This window comes from Bacillus sp. FSL R5-0603 (assembly GCF_038050295.1).
In the GTDB taxonomy this organism is placed as follows: Bacteria; Bacillota; Bacilli; order Bacillales; family Bacillaceae; genus Bacillus; species Bacillus subtilis.
In genome coordinates this window covers 2,183,764-2,202,733 of record NZ_JBBOYP010000001.1, presented here as the reverse complement: position 1 = coordinate 2,202,733, position 18,970 = coordinate 2,183,764, and the positions used below count along the sequence as shown (strand labels likewise).

Genomic DNA, 18,970 nt, shown 5'->3' with positions numbered 1-18,970 from the left:
ATAACCTCGTTACAGAAAATACGATTACACTTAAAAATTTGCAGTAGGAGGCTTGAAAAGATGAAGTCCAAAGGATCGATTATGGCATGTCTCATCCTTTTTTCCTTTACAATAACGACGTTTATTAATACTGAAACGATCTCTGCCTTTTCGAATCAGGTCATTCAAAGAGGGGCAACAGGGGATGATGTGGTCGAGCTTCAGGCGCGTCTTCAATACAACGGATATTATAACGGAAAAATTGACGGGGTTTATGGATGGGGGACGTACTGGGCAGTTCGAAATTTTCAGGATCAATTCGGGTTAAAAGAGGTTGACGGCCTTGTAGGAGCTAAAACAAAGCAAACCTTAATATGTAAATCAAAATACTATCGTGAATATGTCATGGAACAGCTCAATAAAGGGAACACATTCACGCATTACGGAAAAATTCCGCTAAAGTATCAGACGAAACCATCAAAAGCAGCAACACAAAAGGCAAGACAACAAGCAGAAGCACGGCAGAAACAGCCTGCGGAAAAAACAACGCAGCAGCCTAAAGCGAATGCGAATAAACAGCAAAAAAATACACCAGCAAAAGCAAGAAAACAGGATGCGGTAGCAGCGAACATGCCTGGTGGATTTTCCAACAACGATATCAGGCTGCTTGCTCAAGCGGTTTATGGCGAAGCCCGGGGCGAGCCGTACGAGGGGCAGGTTGCTATTGCAGCAGTCATTTTAAACCGTTTGAACAGCCCGTTATTTCCAAATTCAGTAGCGGGGGTTATTTTTGAGCCGCTTGCCTTCACAGCAGTAGCCGACGGACAAATTTACATGCAGCCGAATGAAACGGCCCGAGAAGCAGTGCTGGATGCCATCAATGGCTGGGACCCATCAGAGGAAGCACTTTACTACTTTAATCCGGATACGGCTACAAGTCCGTGGATTTGGGGGCGTCCACAGATTAAAAGAATCGGTAAACACATTTTCTGTGAGTAGCAGATATGAGAAAGCATAAAAAGAGGTGTAATAAATGATCAGAGGAATTTTAATCGCCGTGCTTGGTATTGCAATAGTCGGTACAGGCTACTGGGGATACAAAGAACACCAGGAAAAAGACGCAGTTCTTCTTCATGCTGAAAATAACTATCAGCGGGCGTTTCATGAGCTTACCTATCAGATGGATCAGCTTCATGATAAAATCGGAACAACACTTGCCATGAACAGCCAAAAATCACTGTCGCCTGCATTGATCGATGTGTGGAGGATTACATCAGAAGCTCATAACAGTGTCAGTCAGCTGCCGCTTACATTAATGCCGTTTAATAAAACTGAAGAGCTATTATCAAAGATCGGCGATTTCAGCTATAAAACGTCAGTCAGAGATTTGGACCAAAAGCCGCTTGATAAAAACGAGTATACATCACTAAATAAGCTATATCAGCAGTCCGAAGATATACAAAATGAATTGCGTCATGTTCAGCACCTTGTCATGAGCAAAAACCTTCGCTGGATGGACGTAGAAATGGCCTTGGCTTCTGACGAAAAACAAAGTGATAATACGATTATCAACAGCTTTAAAACAGTCGAAAAAAATGTTGGTGCATTCTCCACTGGCACTGATCTTGGCCCGAGTTTCACCAGCACGAAAAAAGAAGAGAAAGGCTTCAGCCATCTGAAGGGAAAACAAATTTCCGAACAGGAAGCAAAACAAATTGCTGAGCGCTTTGCCCCAGATGACAATTATTCAATTAAAGTGGTAAAGAGCGGAAAAAAAACAAATCGCGATGTATATAGCATCAGCATGAAAGACCCAGACCATAAAGCAGTGATTTATATGGATATTACGAAGAAGGGCGGGCATCCGGTATATTTGATCCAAAACAGAGAAGTGAAAGATCAGAAAATCAGTTTAAATGACGGATCGAACCGAGCGCTTGCATTTTTAAAGAAAAACGGATTTGAAACAGATGATTTGGAAATTGATGAAAGTGCCCAATATGATAAAATTGGTGTATTTTCATATGTTCCTGTTGAAAATAAAGTCCGGATGTACCCGGAGGCAATTCGTATGAAAGTGGCCTTGGATGACGGTGAGGTTGTCGGCTTTTCAGCAAGAGACTTCCTCACATCTCACAGAAAAAGAACCATACCTAAGCCTGCAATTACTGAAGCAGAGGCAAAGTCTAAATTAAATAAAAATGTACAAGTGAGAGAAACAAGGCTCGCTTTGATTACAAATGAACTAGGTCAAGAAGTGTTATGCTACGAAATGCTTGGGACAATTGAAAATGACACATTCAGAATGTATATCAATGCCAAAGACGGATCGGAAGAAAAGGTTGAAAAACTAAAAAATGCAGAACCTATATATAAAGACCTATAAAAACAGGAGGAAAGGACTAAATGTCTTTTCCTTTTTTTCATTACGTGCTTTAATAAAAACGTGAGTATATTGAATGCGAAAGAGTGAAGTCAATGATAGAGATTGGAGAAAATGTACTTTTAGAATATATAGAAGAAAATGAATTGAAAAAGGCAAAAAGCAAGGCGGTCAGCATCGAAAACAATGAACTTTTGATCGCGTATCCTGTTGATGTAGTTACAGGGCGAACTGTGATTTTACATAACGATATGGAAGTAACGGTAGAGTTTGTGGGAAAAGACGAAGTTCCTTATCGCTTTATAAGCCGTATAAAAGGTAAAGTGAAGGACAAACTTCAAATGATCTGTCTTGAAATGCCTCCCCGTGAAAAAATGAAAAGAATCCAGCGCCGCCAATATGTAAGAACTGATGCGGTATTAGATGTGCAAATTCAGCCGGGAAATGAGGAAGAGATCCGCACACTATCCTATAACATCAGTGCAGGCGGCATCGCCGTGGTTTTAGCTGATGGCTTTTCTTTTCAATCGGGGGAATCATTGCGTCTGATCATTCGTCTTCCTGAAGAGGAGCACACACGTCAAATAGAAACAGAAGCAGTTGTCAGACGAATCTTTAATGACCCCAAGTCAGGAAAACGCAAAATGACTTTAGAGTATTCAGAAATTGCAGCAGGTGACCAGCAGGCTTTGCTTCAATACTGCATCAGGCGCCAGTTAAATAAGAGAAGAAAGGCCCGAATGGAATAAACATCGGCAAACACTTCCATACTATTTGTAATGGAGGTGCTCCAATGAAAACATTTGAACGGCTGCTGATCAAATTATTGTTCATTCAGGCCATCATTTTATTTGGTGTCCAATTTCTTTTTCACTATCAGCATATTGAACCATACGTATCAAAAGTGATTCAATATGAAGGGGTGGATAAAATGGAGGAAAACAATAGGATTGAAACCTTCAAACATTAATTATTCATCAATTTTTCACCCTTTTTCATAAAGTTCGTGATACAATCCATAGAGGAGAAAAGAGCAAGGAGAGGAATTATGGAAAAGAAATTATCGATTGCAATCGACGGCCCGGCAGCTGCGGGGAAAAGCACCGTTGCCAAAATTGTGGCTGAGAAAAAATCGTACATATATATTGATACAGGAGCGATGTATCGGGCGATTACGTACGCGGCTTTACAGGAAAACGTTGATCTGACAGATGAAGAAAAACTGGCTGAGTTGCTAAAGCGGACAGACATTGAGCTGATTACAACAAAAGATGGACAAAAAGTGCTTGTAAACGGCACCGATGTAACTGAGGCGATCAGAACAGATGAAGTCAGCAACCAAGTTTCAATTGCGGCCAAGCACAGAAGTGTTAGAGAAGAAATGGTGAAACGCCAGCAGCAGCTTGGGGAAAAAGGCGGCGTCGTCATGGATGGTCGTGACATCGGGACGCATGTGTTGCCAAATGCAGAAGTAAAAATCTTTCTTTTGGCATCTGTTGAAGAGAGAGCGAAACGCCGTTATGAAGAAAATGTGAAAAAAGGCTTTGATGTCAACTACGAAACATTAATTGAGGAAATTGCAAGAAGAGACAAGCTTGATTCAGAGCGCGAAGTATCTCCGCTGCGTAAAGCAGAAGATGCTCTTGAAATCGACACGACATCGCTTTCCATTCAAGAGGTAGCTGATAAAATCCTCGAGGCTGTGGAGCAAAAGTCCCGCTGAGGATGGCAAATGCCACTTTTTTTGAATTTTTCAACGAAGATAGAATGTTATTGCTTGACAAACCTGTCCTTTTATTAGAAGTTAATACTAATAAAACTTTTTATTGATCATTCAAAAAACTTTTTTGGATGATTCTTTAATACATATTCGGCTAAAAGCGGGCATGTTATATGTTCAGCTTTCAAACCGTTTTAATTAAGCTGTGTAGGTTTGGACCAAGGAGGTTATTCAAATGACAGAGGAAATGAATCAAATTGATGTTCAAGTGCCAGAGGTTGGAGATGTAGTTAAAGGGATTGTGACAAAGGTAGAAGACAAACATGTAGATGTAGAAATTATCAATGTCAAACAATCCGGTATTATTCCAATCAGTGAATTATCAAGTCTTCATGTAGAGAAAGCATCGGATGTTGTTAAAGTAGACGACGAGCTTGACCTGAAAGTAACAAAAGTGGAAGACGATGCTTTGATTTTATCTAAACGTGCTGTTGATGCAGACCGCGCTTGGGAAGACCTTGAGAAAAAATTTGAAACAAAAGAAGTGTTTGAAGCTGAAGTGAAAGATGTCGTGAAAGGCGGCCTTGTCGTTGATATCGGCGTTCGCGGTTTTATTCCGGCATCACTTGTTGAAGCACATTTCGTTGAAGACTTCACTGACTATAAAGGAAAAACACTGTCACTGCTCGTTGTAGAGCTTGACCGTGATAAAAACCGCGTGATCCTTTCACACCGTGCTGTTGTTGAAAGTGAACAAGCGAATAAAAAACAAGAACTTCTTCAGTCTCTTGAAGTTGGAAGTGTACTTGATGGCAAAGTACAGCGCCTGACTGACTTTGGCGCGTTTGTTGATATCGGCGGCATCGACGGACTTGTACACATTTCACAGCTTTCCCACTCTCATGTAGAGAAACCGTCTGACGTTGTTGAAGAGGGACAAGAAGTAAAAGTGAAAGTGTTATCGGTTGACCGTGATAATGAACGTATTTCTTTATCAATCAAAGATACACTGCCTGGACCTTGGAGCCAAATCGGCGAAAAAGTGAAGCCTGGCGATGTGCTTGAAGGAACCGTACAGCGTCTTGTAAGCTTCGGTGCCTTTGTTGAAATCCTTCCAGGTGTTGAAGGTCTCGTTCATATTTCTCAAATTTCCAATAAACACATCGGCACGCCGCATGAAGTTCTTGAAGAAGGACAGACTGTAAAAGTGAAGGTTCTTGATGTGAATGAAAATGAGGAGCGCATTTCATTAAGCATGCGTGAACTTGAAGAAACGCCTAAAGCTGACCAGGAAGATTACCGTCAATATCAAGCGAAGGAAGAAACAAGCACTGGCTTCCAGCTTGGAGATCTGATCGGAGATAAGCTGAATAAACTAAAATAATTGGTGATAAACGTGACTCGAGCAGAACGGAAAAGACAACACATCAATCATGCCCTGTCCACCGGCCAAAAGCGGGAAACAGGTCTTGATGATATTACGTTTGTTCATGTCAGTCTGCCCGATCTTGCATTAGAACAAGTAGATATTTCCACAAAAATCGGCGAACTTTCAAGCAGTTCGCCGATTTTTATCAATGCAATGACTGGCGGCGGCGGACAACTTACATATGAGATTAATAAATCGCTTGCACGGGCGGCTTTTCAGGCTGGAATACCTCTTGCTGTGGGATCGCAAATGTCAGCATTAAAAGATCCATCAGAGCGTCTTTCCTATGAAATCGTTCGAAAGGAAAACCCAAACGGGCTGATTTTTGCCAACCTGGGAAGCGAGGCAACGGCTGCTCAGGCAAAGGAAGCTGTTGAGATGATTGGAGCAAACGCGCTGCAGATCCACCTCAATGTGATTCAGGAAATTGTGATGCCTGAAGGAGACAGAAGCTTTAGCGGCGCACTGGAACGTATTGAACAAATTTGCAGCCGGGTCAGTGTACCGGTCATTGTGAAAGAAGTCGGCTTCGGTATGAGCAAGGAATCAGCAGAGAAGCTGTATGAAGCTGGTGCTGCAGCTATTGATATTGGCGGTTACGGAGGAACAAATTTCTCGAAAATCGAAAATCTCCGAAGACAGCGGCAAATCTCCTTTTTTAACTCGTGGGGCATTTCGACAGCTGCAAGTTTGGCGGAAATCCGCTCTGAGTTTCCCGCAAGCACCATGATCGCCTCTGGCGGTCTGCAAGATGCGCTTGACGTGGCAAAGGCAATTGCGCTTGGGGCCTCTTGCACCGGAATGGCAGGGCATTTTTTAAAAGCGCTGACTGACAGCGGTGAGGAAGGACTGCTTGAGGAGATTCAGCTGATCCTTGAGGAATTAAAGATGATTATGACCGTGCTGGGTGCCAGAACGATTGCCGATTTACAAAAGGCGCCTCTTGTGATCAAAGGTGAAACCCATCATTGGCTCACAGAGAGAGGGATCAATACATCAAGCTATAGTGTGCGATAAATGATAAAAGCCCAAAACCATATGTGGTTTGGGCTTTTTGTATTATGATTTTCGCTTTTTGAATCTTCCGTTTTGTTCAAGGCTTGTCGCTCCGTCATAGTGAATGGACTGGTCGCGGTCTGATTCGACTCTGCCTGAAGCTTTGAGTTTTTTCTCTTGTCTGTCTTTTCCCATGATCATACTCCTTAATGTGAGATCGATTGTTTAAAAAATGTGCTTGAACTCCATACTGGGAATATGGAGGAAGTAAAATGGAACAATTTTATTACTATTGGTCAATGTGGTTTCTGTGGGTTCTGACAACATTTATTTTTGAAAAGACGAAAAGACGAATTGCCGTCTCTGTCTTTATTTTAACTAATATTATTCTAAGCATACATGACATCGCTTTATATTTTTCCCTGAATGCTGCATATTTGATGTTTTTCGTTTGCGGATGTGTCTATGCCGGGTATTTGGGAATGTATCGTTTTCGTTATATCATGGTCTATCTGACGCTTGTTGCCGCGTATGCGTTTGTTTATCTTTTTGCATTATATGACCCGGTTTGGTTCATCATAAAACCTGAGTGGGCTGCTGTTATATTAATAGTGCTTTTAACAGCTTCTGTTGAAAGGAATTTTGAGAAGCAGCTTGTCTTATTTGTCCTAGGGATGTGCCAAGGCGAACTGGTGTATTCATTTGTGATCCAGAAGTTGGCCGGGGCTATGGCTGTCGGCGGCTTTCAATGGCTGAATGCGTGTTCTGCGGGGATGATATTGCTGTTTGGCATATCTAAATACGAACACCTCGCAAGCCAGATTGGTCAGAAAAGCAAAAGATCAAACAAAGGAGCTACCAAAATGTCATGAGTGATTACATCTATCCGATTATTGCTGGGGTCATTGCCGGAATTGCGACAAGGCTTTATATGCTGAAAACGGATTACCGCCAGTATCCGACCTATGTTCATGGGAAAGTGATTCACATCGCGCTGGGGTTGATAGCGGCTGGTTTAGGTGCAATTATTATGCCGGCGCTTTTGCAGGAGGAATTTACGGCCATCACATTTTTAACATTGGCAGCGACGCAATTTAGAGATGTCCGAAACATGGAGCGGAACACATTGACGCAAATGGATTCGTATGAACTTGTCTCAAGGGGAAGCACATATATTGAGGGGATTGCCATTGCGTTTGAAAGCAGAAATTATATTGTGATCTTTACAGCGCTTTTGACAACCTCTGCGTATGTGTTTTTATCCATCTGGGCTGCTGTCATAGCGGCTGTCGTTTGTTTTTTACTGGCCATGAAATTTATGTCGGGCAGTGTGTTGAAGGATATTGTAGACATCGAGTACATAAAGCCGCGCTTTGACGGTCCGGGACTGTTTGTTGATAATATTTATATGATGAATATCGGGCTTCCAGAGAAACAGGAACTGATTTTAAAGCATGGCATGGGCTTTATTTTAACGCCAAAAAACTTTAATTCAGCAGCGACGATAGCAAATTTAGGGCAGCGTCAGGCCATTTTATTTGATGTTTCCAATGTGCTCGGGGTTTATCGGGATTCAGGAGAGCCATCTTTGACACCAATTGCAAAACGGGATTTAAATGATGGGAGAGTGGCAGTATTTGTTCTCCCGCAAATTCACCATCCCGAAACGGCTGTTCAAATTATTAGCAATGTTCCAACCCTGGAAAATGCGATTAGAATGCCGACTGAATTTATCAAGAATCAGGATAAGGTGATAGGATGAGTGAATCTCTTACGAAAGTGATTTTGTCTGTAATCACGACAAATCCAAACCGGGTTGCAGGGGGAGCACCTGTCTTTTTTTGTAATGACCAAAAGGAGATGGAGCTTTTCGCTAAAAATCTTGAGGCGATCCTTGATGGAATAGCTCACAGAATCGGAGATGACGTGTATTTGATCGTGAAACATTTTTAAGAATAGTTGTGATCCCAGTAAAAACTGATATAATAAATGAGTTAAGCCCTTCCTCTGAAGGGTTTCTTTTCATAAAAGTGAATGAAATGATTTTAATAACCGGTTGAAAATTTATGTAAAAATGAAAGCGGCTGGATTGAAAGGAAGGGTACTATGGGTAAACCTGTCGTAGCCATTGTCGGGAGACCAAATGTAGGAAAATCCACAATCTTTAACCGGATTGCGGGAGAAAGAATTTCAATAGTAGAAGATACCCCTGGCGTGACAAGGGATCGGATATACAGCTCGGCTGAATGGCTGAATTATGATTTTAATTTGATTGATACGGGCGGTATTGATATCGGTGATGAGCCGTTCTTAGCGCAGATTCGCCAGCAGGCTGAAATCGCCATGGATGAAGCGGACGTGATTATTTTTATGGTGAACGGCCGTGAAGGCGTGACAGCTGCTGATGAAGAAGTGGCGAAAATTTTGTACCGCACAAAAAAGCCTGTTGTTTTAGCGGTTAATAAACTGGATAACACAGAAATGAGAGCGAATATTTATGATTTTTATTCGCTAGGCTTTGGCGAGCCGTATCCAATTTCGGGAACACACGGACTCGGACTGGGTGATTTACTGGATGCCGTTGCAGAGCATTTTAAAAACATTCCAGAAACGAAATACAATGAGGAAGTTGTTCAATTCTGTCTGATCGGACGTCCGAATGTCGGAAAGTCCTCACTTGTGAACGCAATGCTCGGCGAAGAACGCGTTATTGTCAGCAACGTGGCTGGAACGACAAGAGATGCTGTTGATACGTCATTTACTTACAACCAGCAGGAGTTTGTCATTGTCGATACTGCAGGTATGCGAAAAAAAGGGAAAGTCTATGAAACGACTGAGAAGTATAGTGTACTGCGGGCGCTGAAAGCGATTGACCGCTCAGAAGTCGTGGCGGTTGTGCTGGATGGCGAAGAAGGCATTATTGAACAGGACAAGCGTATCGCCGGTTATGCACACGAAGCGGGCAAGGCCGTCGTCATCGTCGTAAACAAATGGGATGCTGTTGACAAAGATGAGAGCACGATGAAAGAATTTGAAGAAAATATTCGCGATCATTTTCAATTTCTGGATTATGCGCCAATCCTATTTATGTCTGCCTTAACGAAAAAACGGATCCATACGCTGATGCCTGCGATTATTAAAGCAAGTGAAAATCATTCACTTCGAGTTCAAACAAACGTCTTAAATGATGTCATCATGGATGCTGTGGCAATGAATCCGACACCGACTCATAACGGTTCTCGTTTGAAGATTTACTATGCGACCCAAGTGTCTGTAAAGCCGCCAAGCTTCGTTGTGTTTGTAAACGATCCGGAATTGATGCATTTTTCATACGAACGGTTTTTAGAAAACCGAATCAGAGACGCGTTCGGTTTTGAGGGGACACCAATCAAAATATTTGCAAGAGCTAGAAAATAAAAAGGTGTGAATCAAACATGAAAAAAGTCACAATGCTTGGAGCGGGGAGTTGGGGAACAGCACTGGCTTTAGTTCTAACTGATAATGGAAATGAAGTGTGTGTGTGGGCTCACCGTGCAGATTTAATTCATCAAATTAATGAGTTGCATGAAAACAAAGATTATTTGCCGAATGTTAAGCTGTCTACATCCATTAAAGGAACAACAGATATGAAAGAGGCTGTTTCAGACGCAGATGTTATTATCGTTGCGGTCCCGACAAAAGCAATTCGGGAAGTGCTGAGACAGGCTGTCCCTTTTATAACGAAAAAGGCAGTCTTTGTTCATGTCAGCAAGGGTATTGAGCCAGATTCACTTCTGCGCATTTCTGAAATTATGGAAATTGAGCTCCCGAGTGATGTCAGGAAAGATATCGTTGTCCTTTCCGGCCCGAGTCATGCGGAAGAAGTAGGGCTGCGGCACCCCACAACTGTTACTGCATCTTCAAAGAGCATGAGGGCAGCAGAAGAGGTGCAGGATCTATTTATTAATCACAATTTTCGGGTGTACACAAATCCTGACATTATCGGAGTTGAAATCGGAGGGGCTTTAAAGAATATTATTGCCCTTGCTGCAGGAATTACAGATGGTTTAGGGTACGGCGACAATGCCAAAGCTGCTTTGATTACACGCGGACTTGCCGAAATCGCGAGACTCGGAACGAAAATGGGCGGAAATCCTTTGACGTTCTCTGGATTGACAGGAGTAGGCGATCTGATTGTGACGTGCACAAGTGTTCATTCCAGAAACTGGCGTGCGGGCAATTTGCTCGGAAAAGGGTACAAGCTTGAAGATGTTCTTGAAGAGATGGGAATGGTAGTCGAAGGCGTCCGCACGACGAAAGCGGCTTACCAGCTTTCGAAGAAATATGATGTTAAAATGCCGATTACAGAAGCTCTCCATCAGGTCCTATTCAACGGACAAAAAGTGGAAACCGCTGTTGAATCTTTAATGGCGAGAGGGAAAACCCACGAGATGGAGGATTTGGTAAATACGTTTGAAAATCAAGTGAAGTAAAAGTGTCAATCAAATGGTGAATCGCATATCTTAATTGAACGAAAGCCCGAAAAACAGAAGAACACCCAAGTCTTGGGATCTCCTGAAACATTTTGCCGATTTAGGCAATAGAGGATGCATCTGTATGCCAAGTCGCATACTATAGCATCGAAGTCCAAGAGAGTGTTTCTTAAACGTGCAGGTGAATATAGTCAAGTTGACTGAAGCGAAGGTCCCCCTCTTTGCTTCAGTTTTTTTTGTTCTATCAAAGGATGGAAAATCTGGTTGATCTTTTCCGGCGCTGTATATTAAAATATAATATAACGCTTACATCATACATATCGGGGAGGCGCACGTCATTGAATCTGGCATTGATGAAAATGTGGTTTGCTCTAGGGTCCATGGGTCTGATGTTTCTGGCTGTAGCTTCCATCTATTTAAGCCGCTTTAAGTGCCAAAACCGTTTTTTGAAGATTGCGATTTCATCATTCGCATACATGTGTATGCTCATATCTGGAATTATTGTGTTTGTCGTGGTTTTTAGCGGCCCTGTCAATGAATAAAGCTGTAAAAGGAAGTGCTGTATGGGTAAACTGAAGTGCGCAATCATTTTTGCGGCAGTCGTGTTTTTATCCGGATGTTTATATCCAAATGAAAGGAAGAGCAGTGTGCATGCCATTCCTTATCAAGACCAGCTAAAGCAGGTTCAATCTGCTGTTGATGAATTTCAAAAGGCAAATGGAGGGCTGCTTCCTATTCAAACCAAAGATATGTCGACACCGCTATATCAAAAATATCCGATAGACTTTAACCGGTTAGCGCCAAGATACATAGCTGAACCTCCAAGTACGGCATTTGAAAGCGGGGGAGACTATCAATACGTGCTTGTTGACGTAGAGAACGATCCGACTGTTAAATTAATTGATCTAAAGATGGCAGAAAAAATTCGCGATGTGAAATTGCGCATCCAAATGTATCGTCAGGAGCATCAATATCCGCCTTACAAGAGTGTGCTATCTCGTGATTTATTTACACTCGATGAGAAGAAGCTTGGGGATGGCAGCTCTCTTACAGTGACAAGCCCAATCTCAGGGAATTCGTTGCCGCTTATGATTGACGGAGACGGAGAAATATATGCCGATTACCGGACTGAGCTGGCTTCTTGCCTCAAAAAAAGCAAAAAAACGTTTAAACCCGGGACTGAAATCCAGGATATGATTTGGCAGGAAACCCCCTTTGTCCCCGCGTTTTCTGTAAAATATACGGTAAATGACAAACAGGAACCTGTTTTTTTAGAAAATGATTTGAAAAAGGAATGAACCTTTCTCCCTTGCATACAAATAGGGAGAAAGGTTTTTTTATATTAATAGATTGAGGATGAGAAATTTTCTAAAGATGTCATATTCAAATAGGACAACGTCATACACATATAGTGTCCTGTGTTTGATTGAAAGAGCTTAATAAAATTGAAAAGGATAGGAAGTCCGGGAGGGGATCACTTGGAAAAGGTCGATATTTTCAAGGATATCGCTGAACGAACAGGAGGCGATATATACTTAGGAGTCGTAGGTGCTGTCCGTACAGGAAAATCCACGTTCATTAAAAAATTTATGGAGCTTGTGGTGCTCCCGAATATCAGTAACGAAGCAGACCGGGCCCGAGCGCAGGATGAACTGCCGCAGAGCGCAGCCGGCAAAACCATTATGACTACAGAGCCTAAATTTGTTCCGAATCAGGCGATGTCTGTTCATGTGTCAGACGGACTCGATGTGAATATAAGATTAGTAGATTGTGTAGGTTACACAGTGCCCGGCGCTAAAGGATATGAAGATGAAAACGGGCCGCGGATGATCAATACGCCTTGGTACGAAGAACCGATTCCATTTCATGAGGCTGCTGAAATCGGCACACGAAAAGTCATTCAAGAACACTCGACCATCGGGGTTGTCATTACGACAGACGGCACCATTGGAGATATCGCCAGAAGTGACTATATAGAGGCTGAAGAAAGAGTCATTGAAGAGCTGAAAGAGGTTGGCAAACCTTTTATTATGGTCATCAACTCAGTCAGGCCGTATCACCCGGAAACGGAAGCCATGCGCCAGGATTTAAGCGAAAAATATGATATCCCGGTATTGGCAATGAGTGTAGAGAGCATGCGGGAATCAGATGTGCTGAATGTGCTCAGAGAGGCCCTCTACGAGTTTCCGGTGCTAGAAGTGAATGTCAATCTCCCAAGCTGGGTAATGGTGCTGAAAGAAAACCATTGGCTGCGTGAAAGCTATCAGGAGTCCGTAAAGGAAACGGTTAAGGATATTAAACGGCTCCGGGACGTAGACAGGGTTGTCGGCCAATTCAGCGAGTTTGAATTCATTGAAAGTGCCGGATTAGCCGGAATTGAGCTGGGCCAAGGAGTGGCAGAAATTGATTTGTACGCGCCGGATCATCTATATGATCAAATCTTAAAAGAAGTTGTGGGCGTCGAAATCAGAGGAAGAGACCATCTGCTTGAGCTCATGCAAGACTTCGCCCATGCGAAAACAGAATATGATCAAGTATCTGATGCCTTAAAAATGGTCAAACAGACGGGATACGGCATTGCAGCGCCTGCTTTAGCTGATATGAGTCTCGATGAGCCGGAAATTATAAGGCAGGGCTCGCGATTCGGTGTGAGGCTGAAAGCTGTCGCTCCGTCGATCCATATGATCAAAGTCGATGTCGAAAGCGAATTCGCCCCGATTATCGGAACGGAAAAACAAAGTGAAGAGCTTGTACGCTATTTAATGCAGGACTTTGAGGATGATCCGCTCTCCATCTGGAATTCCGATATCTTCGGAAGGTCGCTGAGCTCAATTGTGAGAGAAGGGATTCAGGCAAAGCTGTCATTAATGCCTGAAAACGCACGGTATAAATTAAAAGAAACATTAGAAAGAATCATAAACGAAGGCTCTGGCGGCTTAATCGCCATCATCCTGTAATACCGGTAGACCTCTTTATAGAATGGGAGGTCTTTTTTCTTTGCTCTTAATAATGGAAAAGGATCAAGGAATAGGATGAAAAAAGGAAAAAAAGGAATATTTGTTCGGCAAATCACCTTAAATCCTTGACGAGCAAGGGATTGACGCTTTAAAATGCTTGATATGGCTTTTTATATGTGTTACTCTACATACAGAAATTCTTCACTTTGTTGGACAAACATTCCTCAGAGTGCAGTTTTTCTTAAAAAGCCGTTTAATTGTCTTTCTCTTACTTGCTCTCATTTTTTTCTGAGACAGGTTTAGAATCAGACTGAACTGTGAAGAAATGATAATAAACGAACTGAATGTATCCTTTTGGGAGGAGGTGAAAGGCATGAACAAAACAGAACTTATCAATGCGGTTGCTGAAGCAAGCGAATTGTCTAAAAAAGACGCTACAAAAGCAGTTGACTCTGTTTTTGATACGATCTTAGATGCACTTAAAAACGGTGATAAAATCCAACTGATCGGTTTTGGTAACTTCGAGGTGCGTGAACGTTCTGCACGTAAAGGACGCAACCCTCAAACAGGTGAAGAAATCGAAATTCCAGCAAGCAAAGTACCTGCTTTCAAACCAGGTAAAGCGCTTAAAGACGCAGTTGCCGGAAAATAATTGTGAATATAGATCGTGTATGCATCTAGCTTACATACACTTTATTTCTTCACAGAAAAGCCCCTTTCTAAGGGGCTTTTCATATTTCAAGAGCATGGGCTTCCTGACAGGGCATTCACTTTGCTTTTAGCGGGGCATATGTGCTAGAATCGAAATTAAATGTATTCATTGGTGGAGGACATAGAACATGAAAGAAGTTAATAAAGAGCAAATCGAACAAGCTGTTCGTCAAATTTTAGAAGCGATCGGAGAAGACCCGAATAGAGAAGGGCTTCTTGATACTCCGAAAAGAGTCGCAAAGATGTATGCCGAAGTATTCTCCGGCTTGAATGAAGATCCAAAAGAACATTTCCAGACTATCTTCGGTGAAAACCATGAGGAGCTTGTTCTTGTAAAAGATATCGCGTTTCATTCTATGTGTGAGCATCACCTTGTTCCCTTTTATGGAAAAGCACATGTTGCATATATCCCGCGAGGCGGAAAGGTCACAGGACTCAGCAAACTGGCACGTGCCGTTGAAGCCGTTGCAAAGCGCCCGCAGCTTCAGGAACGCATCACTTCTACAATTGCAGAAAGCATCGTAGAAACGCTTGATCCGCATGGCGTAATGGTAGTGGTTGAAGCGGAACACATGTGCATGACGATGCGCGGTGTAAGAAAACCGGGTGCGAAAACTGTGACTTCAGCAGTCAGAGGCGTTTTTAAAGATGATGCCGCTGCCCGTGCAGAAGTATTGGAACATATTAAACGCCAGGACTAATAAAGATAGAGGGTGCTATAAATGAACCAAAAGCATTCAAGTGATTTTGTCGTCATTAAAGCCGTTGAGGACGGAGTGAATGTGATCGGCCTGACAAGAGGAACAGACACAAAGTTTCACCATTCCGAAAAACTCGACAAGGGAGAAGTGATCATCGCTCAGTTTACAGAGCATACTTCTGCCATTAAAGTCAGAGGAGAGGCACTGATTCAAACCGCGTACGGAGAAATGAAAAGCGAAAAAAAATAAGCTGGCTGTCCCCGCTGTTAAAAGCAAATGCTCGCAAACAGCGGGAGGATACAGCCAATTTCTTTTTTTTATGCTATAATGATACCTGCGTAAGCGAATGAAAAGATAAAACTCATACATAGATTAAGAAATAAATGTGAATTTGGGGACAAGGGTGATATTTTTGCAAGACATCTACGGAACTTTAGCCAATCTGAACACGAAATTAAAACAAAAGCTGTCTCATCCTTATTTAGCGAAGCATATTTCTGCGCCGAAAATTGATGAGGATAAGCTTCTTCTTTTTCATGCTTTATTTGAAGAAGCTGACATAAAAAACAACGACAGAGAAAATTATATTGTAACAGCGATGCTTGTACAAAGCGCCCTTGATACCCATGATGAAGTGACGACAGCTAGAGTCATAAAACGAGACGAAAACAAAAACCGCCAATTGACTGTTCTCGCGGGCGATTATTTCAGCGGGCTGTACTACTCTTTACTATCTGAAATGAAGGATATCTACATGATTCGGACGCTTGCTACAGCCATTAAAGAAATCAACGAACATAAAATTCGTCTGTATGACCGTTCTTTCAAGGACGAAAACGATTTTTTCGAAAGTGTCGGCATCGTTGAATCAGCTTTATTCCATCGTGTGGCGGAACACTTCAGCCTTCCGCGCTGGAAAAAGCTGTCGAGTGATTTTTTTGTATTTAAGCGGCTTATGAACGGAAATGATGCATTTCTGGATGTGATCGGCAGTTTTATACAGCTGGGAAAAACAAAAGAAGAGATATTAGAAGATTGTTTTAAAAAAGCGAAAAACAGCATTGAGTCACTTCTGCCTCTAAATTCACCTATTCAGAACATTTTAATAAACCGCCTGAAGACAATCAGCCAAGATCAAACCTATCATCAGAAAGTGGAAGAAGGGTAAACCATTATGCAGGACTCAAAAGAACAGCGCGTACACGGAGTATTTGAAAAAATATATAAAAACTATGACCAAATGAACTCTGTCATCAGTTTTCAGCAGCATAAAAAATGGCGCGACAAAACGATGCGCATCATGAATGTAAAAGAAGGCGCAAAAGCACTTGATGTCTGCTGCGGAACGGCTGACTGGACGATCGCTCTTGCAAAAGCGGCCGGCAAAAGCGGCGAGATCAAGGGCTTGGATTTCAGTGAAAATATGCTGAGTGTCGGCGAGCAGAAAGTAAAAGACGGCGGCTTCAGCCAAGTTGAACTGCTGCACGGAAATGCGATGGAGCTTCCTTTTGATGATGATACATTTGATTATGTCACCATTGGCTTCGGACTCCGCAATGTCCCTGATTACTTGACTGTACTGAAAGAGATGAGACGTGTAGTGAAGCCGGGCGGGCAGGTTGTATGTCTGGAAACGTCCCAGCCTGAAATGTTCGGATTCAGACAGGCTTACTTTATGTACTTTAAGTACATTATGCCGTTTTTCGGGAAACTGTTTGCGAAGAGCTATAAAGAATATTCTTGGCTTCAAGAATCAGCCAGAGATTTCCCTGGAATGAAGGAACTGGCAGGCCTGTTTGAAGAGGCGGGCCTGAAAAATGTTAAATATCATTCGTTTACTGGCGGAGTCGCTGCCACGCATATCGGATGGAAATGAAAACACAGATGTTTGGGTGAATGATATGAAATTTAAAATGGCCTACTCTTTTTTAAATGACGATATTGATGTAATCGAAAGAGAACTTGAACAAACCGTACGTTCCGATTACCCGCTTTTAAGCGAGGCAGGTCTTCACCTGCTGCAGGCCGGAGGGAAACGTATTCGGCCTGTTTTCGTGCTGCTTTCCGGCATGTTTGGCGATTACGATATTAATAAGATTAAATATGTCGCCGTCACTCTGGAAATGATTCACATGGCATCTTTGGTTCATGATGATGTCATTGATGATGCGGAGCTTCGCCGAGGGAAACCGACAATCAAAGCAAAGTGGGACAATCGTATTGCGATGTACACAGGCGATTATATGCTTGCGGGATCTCTTGAAATGATGACGAGAATTAACGAACCGAAAGCCCATAGGATTTTGTCACAGACGATCGTTGAAGTTTGTCTAGGGGAAATTGAGCAGATCAAAGACAAATACAACATGGAACAAAATCTCAGAACGTATCTCCGCCGTATCAAAAGAAAAACGGCTCTCTTGATCGCGGTCAGCTGCCAGCTTGGTGCCATTGCGTCTGGAGCTGATGAGAAGATTCATAAGGCATTGTACTGGTTTGGGTATTACGTCGGCATGTCTTATCAGATTATTGATGATATTCTTGATTTTACTTCAACTGAAGAAGAACTGGGTAAACCCGTTGGAGGAGATTTGCTTCAAGGAAACGTCACATTGCCAGTGCTGTATGCCCTGAAAAATCCTGCATTAAAAAACCAGCTTAAATTGATTAACAGTGAGACAACGCAGGAACAGCTTGAACCAATCATTGAAGAAATCAAAAAAACAGATGCAATTGAAGCATCTATGGCAGTAAGCGAAATGTATCTGCAGAAAGCTTTTCAGAAATTAAACACGCTTCCTCGAGGGCGCGCACGCTCGTCTCTTGCAGCCATCGCAAAATATATCGGTAAAAGAAAATTTTAATTTTTGTAGATATTAAGAAATTTCTCCGCCCCGGATTGATTAATAGTCAGAAAGATGTTACGATTTCGGTGTGCAGTGTGAAAGCCTATACATACATAATGATGGGGTGGAGAATATGATGGAAAAGACTTTTATCATGGTGAAACCAGACGGTGTCCAACGTCAGCTCATTGGGGACATTTTATCTAGATTCGAACGTAAGGGCTTACAATTAGCTGGCGCCAAGTTAATGAGAGTGACTGAACAAATGGCTGAGAAACACTACGCCGAACATCAAGGAAAGCCTTTCTTCGGAGAGCTCGTTGAGTTTATTACTTCAGGACCTGTATTCGCAATGGTGTGGGAAGGCGAAAATGTCATTGAAGTGACGAGACAGCTGATCGGGAAGACAAACCCTAAAGAAGCTTTACCTGGTACGATTCGTGGGGATTATGGCATGTTTGTCGGAAAAAATATCATCCACGGCTCTGATTCTCTCGAAAGTGCAGAACGCGAGATTAACATTTTCTTTAAGAATGAAGAATTAGTATCATATCAGCAGCTTATGGCAGGCTGGATCTATTAATCATTGTGAAAATAAGTAACAGAGCCGGCATCATATAACGCCGCCGGTTTTTGATCTGTTTTGTAAAGGTTTACATTAAAGTGAATAAAGGGTTGAATGGCAGTGTGCATCAGACCTCTGCCTTTCCCAACGATCTAAAATCAGCTGAAAAGCTGATTTTTTTATTGAAACAATACAATTTCCTGATAAAACA

23 protein-coding genes are annotated in these 18,970 nt (G+C 42.4%); 22 read left to right on the top strand and 1 reads right to left on the bottom strand.

What is annotated here, in order from left to right:
- Positions 1-60: 60 nt before the first annotated feature.
- The 7 genes from sleB to fni all read left to right on the top strand — a co-directional run bounded on the left by sleB (position 61) and on the right by fni (position 6,528).
- Positions 61-978 (top strand): spore cortex-lytic enzyme, encoded by a 918-nt coding sequence (gene sleB, locus NYE56_RS11095; protein WP_341283854.1) that lies wholly within the window; start codon positions 61-63, stop codon positions 976-978.
- A 34-nt stretch (positions 979-1,012) separates the two neighbouring features.
- A complete protein-coding gene (gene ypeB, locus NYE56_RS11090; RefSeq protein WP_029726759.1) occupies positions 1,013-2,365 on the top strand; it encodes a germination protein YpeB in 1,353 nt (450 codons plus the stop codon).
- Between the two features lie 92 nt (positions 2,366-2,457).
- Entirely contained in the window at positions 2,458-3,111 is a 654-nt protein-coding gene (dgrA, locus tag NYE56_RS11085; protein ID WP_335450667.1) for a cyclic di-GMP receptor DgrA, read from the top strand.
- Between the two features lie 44 nt (positions 3,112-3,155).
- A complete protein-coding gene (locus NYE56_RS11080; protein WP_124058516.1) occupies positions 3,156-3,332 on the top strand; it encodes a YpfB family protein in 177 nt (58 codons plus the stop codon).
- A gap of 78 nt (positions 3,333-3,410) precedes the next feature.
- Positions 3,411-4,085: a (d)CMP kinase gene (cmk, locus tag NYE56_RS11075; protein WP_014480138.1), complete on the top strand. Its 675-nt coding sequence runs from the start codon at positions 3,411-3,413 to the stop codon at positions 4,083-4,085.
- Positions 4,086-4,317: 232 nt separating this feature from the next.
- Entirely contained in the window at positions 4,318-5,466 is a 1,149-nt protein-coding gene (gene rpsA / locus NYE56_RS11070) for a 30S ribosomal protein S1 (RefSeq protein WP_014477197.1), read from the top strand.
- Positions 5,467-5,478: 12 nt separating this feature from the next.
- Positions 5,479-6,528 carry a type 2 isopentenyl-diphosphate Delta-isomerase gene (gene fni / locus NYE56_RS11065; RefSeq protein WP_341283853.1) on the top strand — a complete coding sequence of 350 codons (1,050 nt, stop codon included), beginning with the start codon at positions 5,479-5,481 and terminating at the stop codon, positions 6,526-6,528.
- Between the two features lie 42 nt (positions 6,529-6,570).
- On the opposite strand, the gene NYE56_RS11060 is transcribed toward fni, so the two are convergent.
- Complete coding sequence (locus tag NYE56_RS11060) at positions 6,571-6,702, bottom strand: YpzI family protein (protein WP_003225499.1); 132 nt, start codon at positions 6,700-6,702, stop codon at positions 6,571-6,573.
- Positions 6,703-6,779: 77 nt separating this feature from the next.
- Between NYE56_RS11060 and NYE56_RS11055 the strand changes: the two genes are divergently transcribed.
- From NYE56_RS11055 to ndk, 15 genes are all read left to right on the top strand, one after another.
- The gene (locus NYE56_RS11055; RefSeq protein ID WP_003230560.1) at positions 6,780-7,379 is read left to right on the top strand and encodes a YphA family membrane protein; all 600 of its coding nucleotides are present in this window, start codon (positions 6,780-6,782) and stop codon (positions 7,377-7,379) included.
- A complete protein-coding gene (locus NYE56_RS11050; RefSeq protein ID WP_003230562.1) occupies positions 7,376-8,269 on the top strand; it encodes a YIEGIA family protein in 894 nt (297 codons plus the stop codon). The genes NYE56_RS11055 and NYE56_RS11050 overlap by 4 nt, the downstream gene beginning before the upstream one ends.
- On the top strand, positions 8,266-8,460 hold the full coding sequence (locus NYE56_RS11045) for a capping complex subunit for YIEGIA (RefSeq protein ID WP_014480135.1): 195 nt from the start codon (positions 8,266-8,268) through the stop codon (positions 8,458-8,460). The genes NYE56_RS11050 and NYE56_RS11045 overlap by 4 nt, the downstream gene beginning before the upstream one ends.
- A 153-nt stretch (positions 8,461-8,613) precedes the next feature.
- Entirely contained in the window at positions 8,614-9,924 is a 1,311-nt protein-coding gene (gene der, locus NYE56_RS11040; protein WP_014480134.1) for a ribosome biogenesis GTPase Der, read from the top strand.
- Between the two features lie 17 nt (positions 9,925-9,941).
- Entirely contained in the window at positions 9,942-10,979 is a 1,038-nt protein-coding gene (locus NYE56_RS11035) for an NAD(P)H-dependent glycerol-3-phosphate dehydrogenase (protein ID WP_003230566.1), read from the top strand.
- Between the two features lie 338 nt (positions 10,980-11,317).
- A complete protein-coding gene (locus NYE56_RS11030) occupies positions 11,318-11,521 on the top strand; it encodes a DUF2768 domain-containing protein (protein ID WP_004399143.1) in 204 nt (67 codons plus the stop codon).
- Between the two features lie 21 nt (positions 11,522-11,542).
- Complete coding sequence (locus tag NYE56_RS11025) at positions 11,543-12,277, top strand: hypothetical protein (RefSeq protein WP_268555448.1); 735 nt, start codon at positions 11,543-11,545, stop codon at positions 12,275-12,277.
- Between the two features lie 180 nt (positions 12,278-12,457).
- Entirely contained in the window at positions 12,458-13,936 is a 1,479-nt protein-coding gene (gene spoIVA, locus NYE56_RS11020) for a stage IV sporulation protein A (RefSeq protein WP_014480131.1), read from the top strand.
- A gap of 373 nt (positions 13,937-14,309) precedes the next feature.
- A complete protein-coding gene (gene hbs / locus NYE56_RS11015) occupies positions 14,310-14,588 on the top strand; it encodes a non-specific DNA-binding protein Hbs (protein WP_003153447.1) in 279 nt (92 codons plus the stop codon).
- 187 nt (positions 14,589-14,775) lie between these two features.
- A complete protein-coding gene (gene folE, locus NYE56_RS11010) occupies positions 14,776-15,348 on the top strand; it encodes a GTP cyclohydrolase I FolE (protein WP_003225516.1) in 573 nt (190 codons plus the stop codon).
- Positions 15,349-15,369: 21 nt separating this feature from the next.
- Positions 15,370-15,597 carry a trp RNA-binding attenuation protein MtrB gene (mtrB, locus tag NYE56_RS11005; protein WP_003230576.1) on the top strand — a complete coding sequence of 76 codons (228 nt, stop codon included), beginning with the start codon at positions 15,370-15,372 and terminating at the stop codon, positions 15,595-15,597.
- 163 nt (positions 15,598-15,760) lie between these two features.
- Positions 15,761-16,516 (top strand): heptaprenyl diphosphate synthase component 1, encoded by a 756-nt coding sequence (gene hepS / locus NYE56_RS11000; protein ID WP_014480130.1) that lies wholly within the window; start codon positions 15,761-15,763, stop codon positions 16,514-16,516.
- A gap of 6 nt (positions 16,517-16,522) precedes the next feature.
- Positions 16,523-17,224, top strand: a complete 702-nt coding sequence (gene menG, locus NYE56_RS10995) for a demethylmenaquinone methyltransferase (RefSeq protein ID WP_268555447.1) — start codon at positions 16,523-16,525, stop codon at positions 17,222-17,224.
- A gap of 25 nt (positions 17,225-17,249) precedes the next feature.
- Positions 17,250-18,212 carry a heptaprenyl diphosphate synthase component II gene (hepT, locus tag NYE56_RS10990; protein WP_003246013.1) on the top strand — a complete coding sequence of 321 codons (963 nt, stop codon included), beginning with the start codon at positions 17,250-17,252 and terminating at the stop codon, positions 18,210-18,212.
- 115 nt (positions 18,213-18,327) lie between these two features.
- On the top strand, positions 18,328-18,777 hold the full coding sequence (gene ndk, locus NYE56_RS10985; RefSeq protein WP_010886554.1) for a nucleoside-diphosphate kinase: 450 nt from the start codon (positions 18,328-18,330) through the stop codon (positions 18,775-18,777).
- Positions 18,778-18,970: the final 193 nt, after the last annotated feature.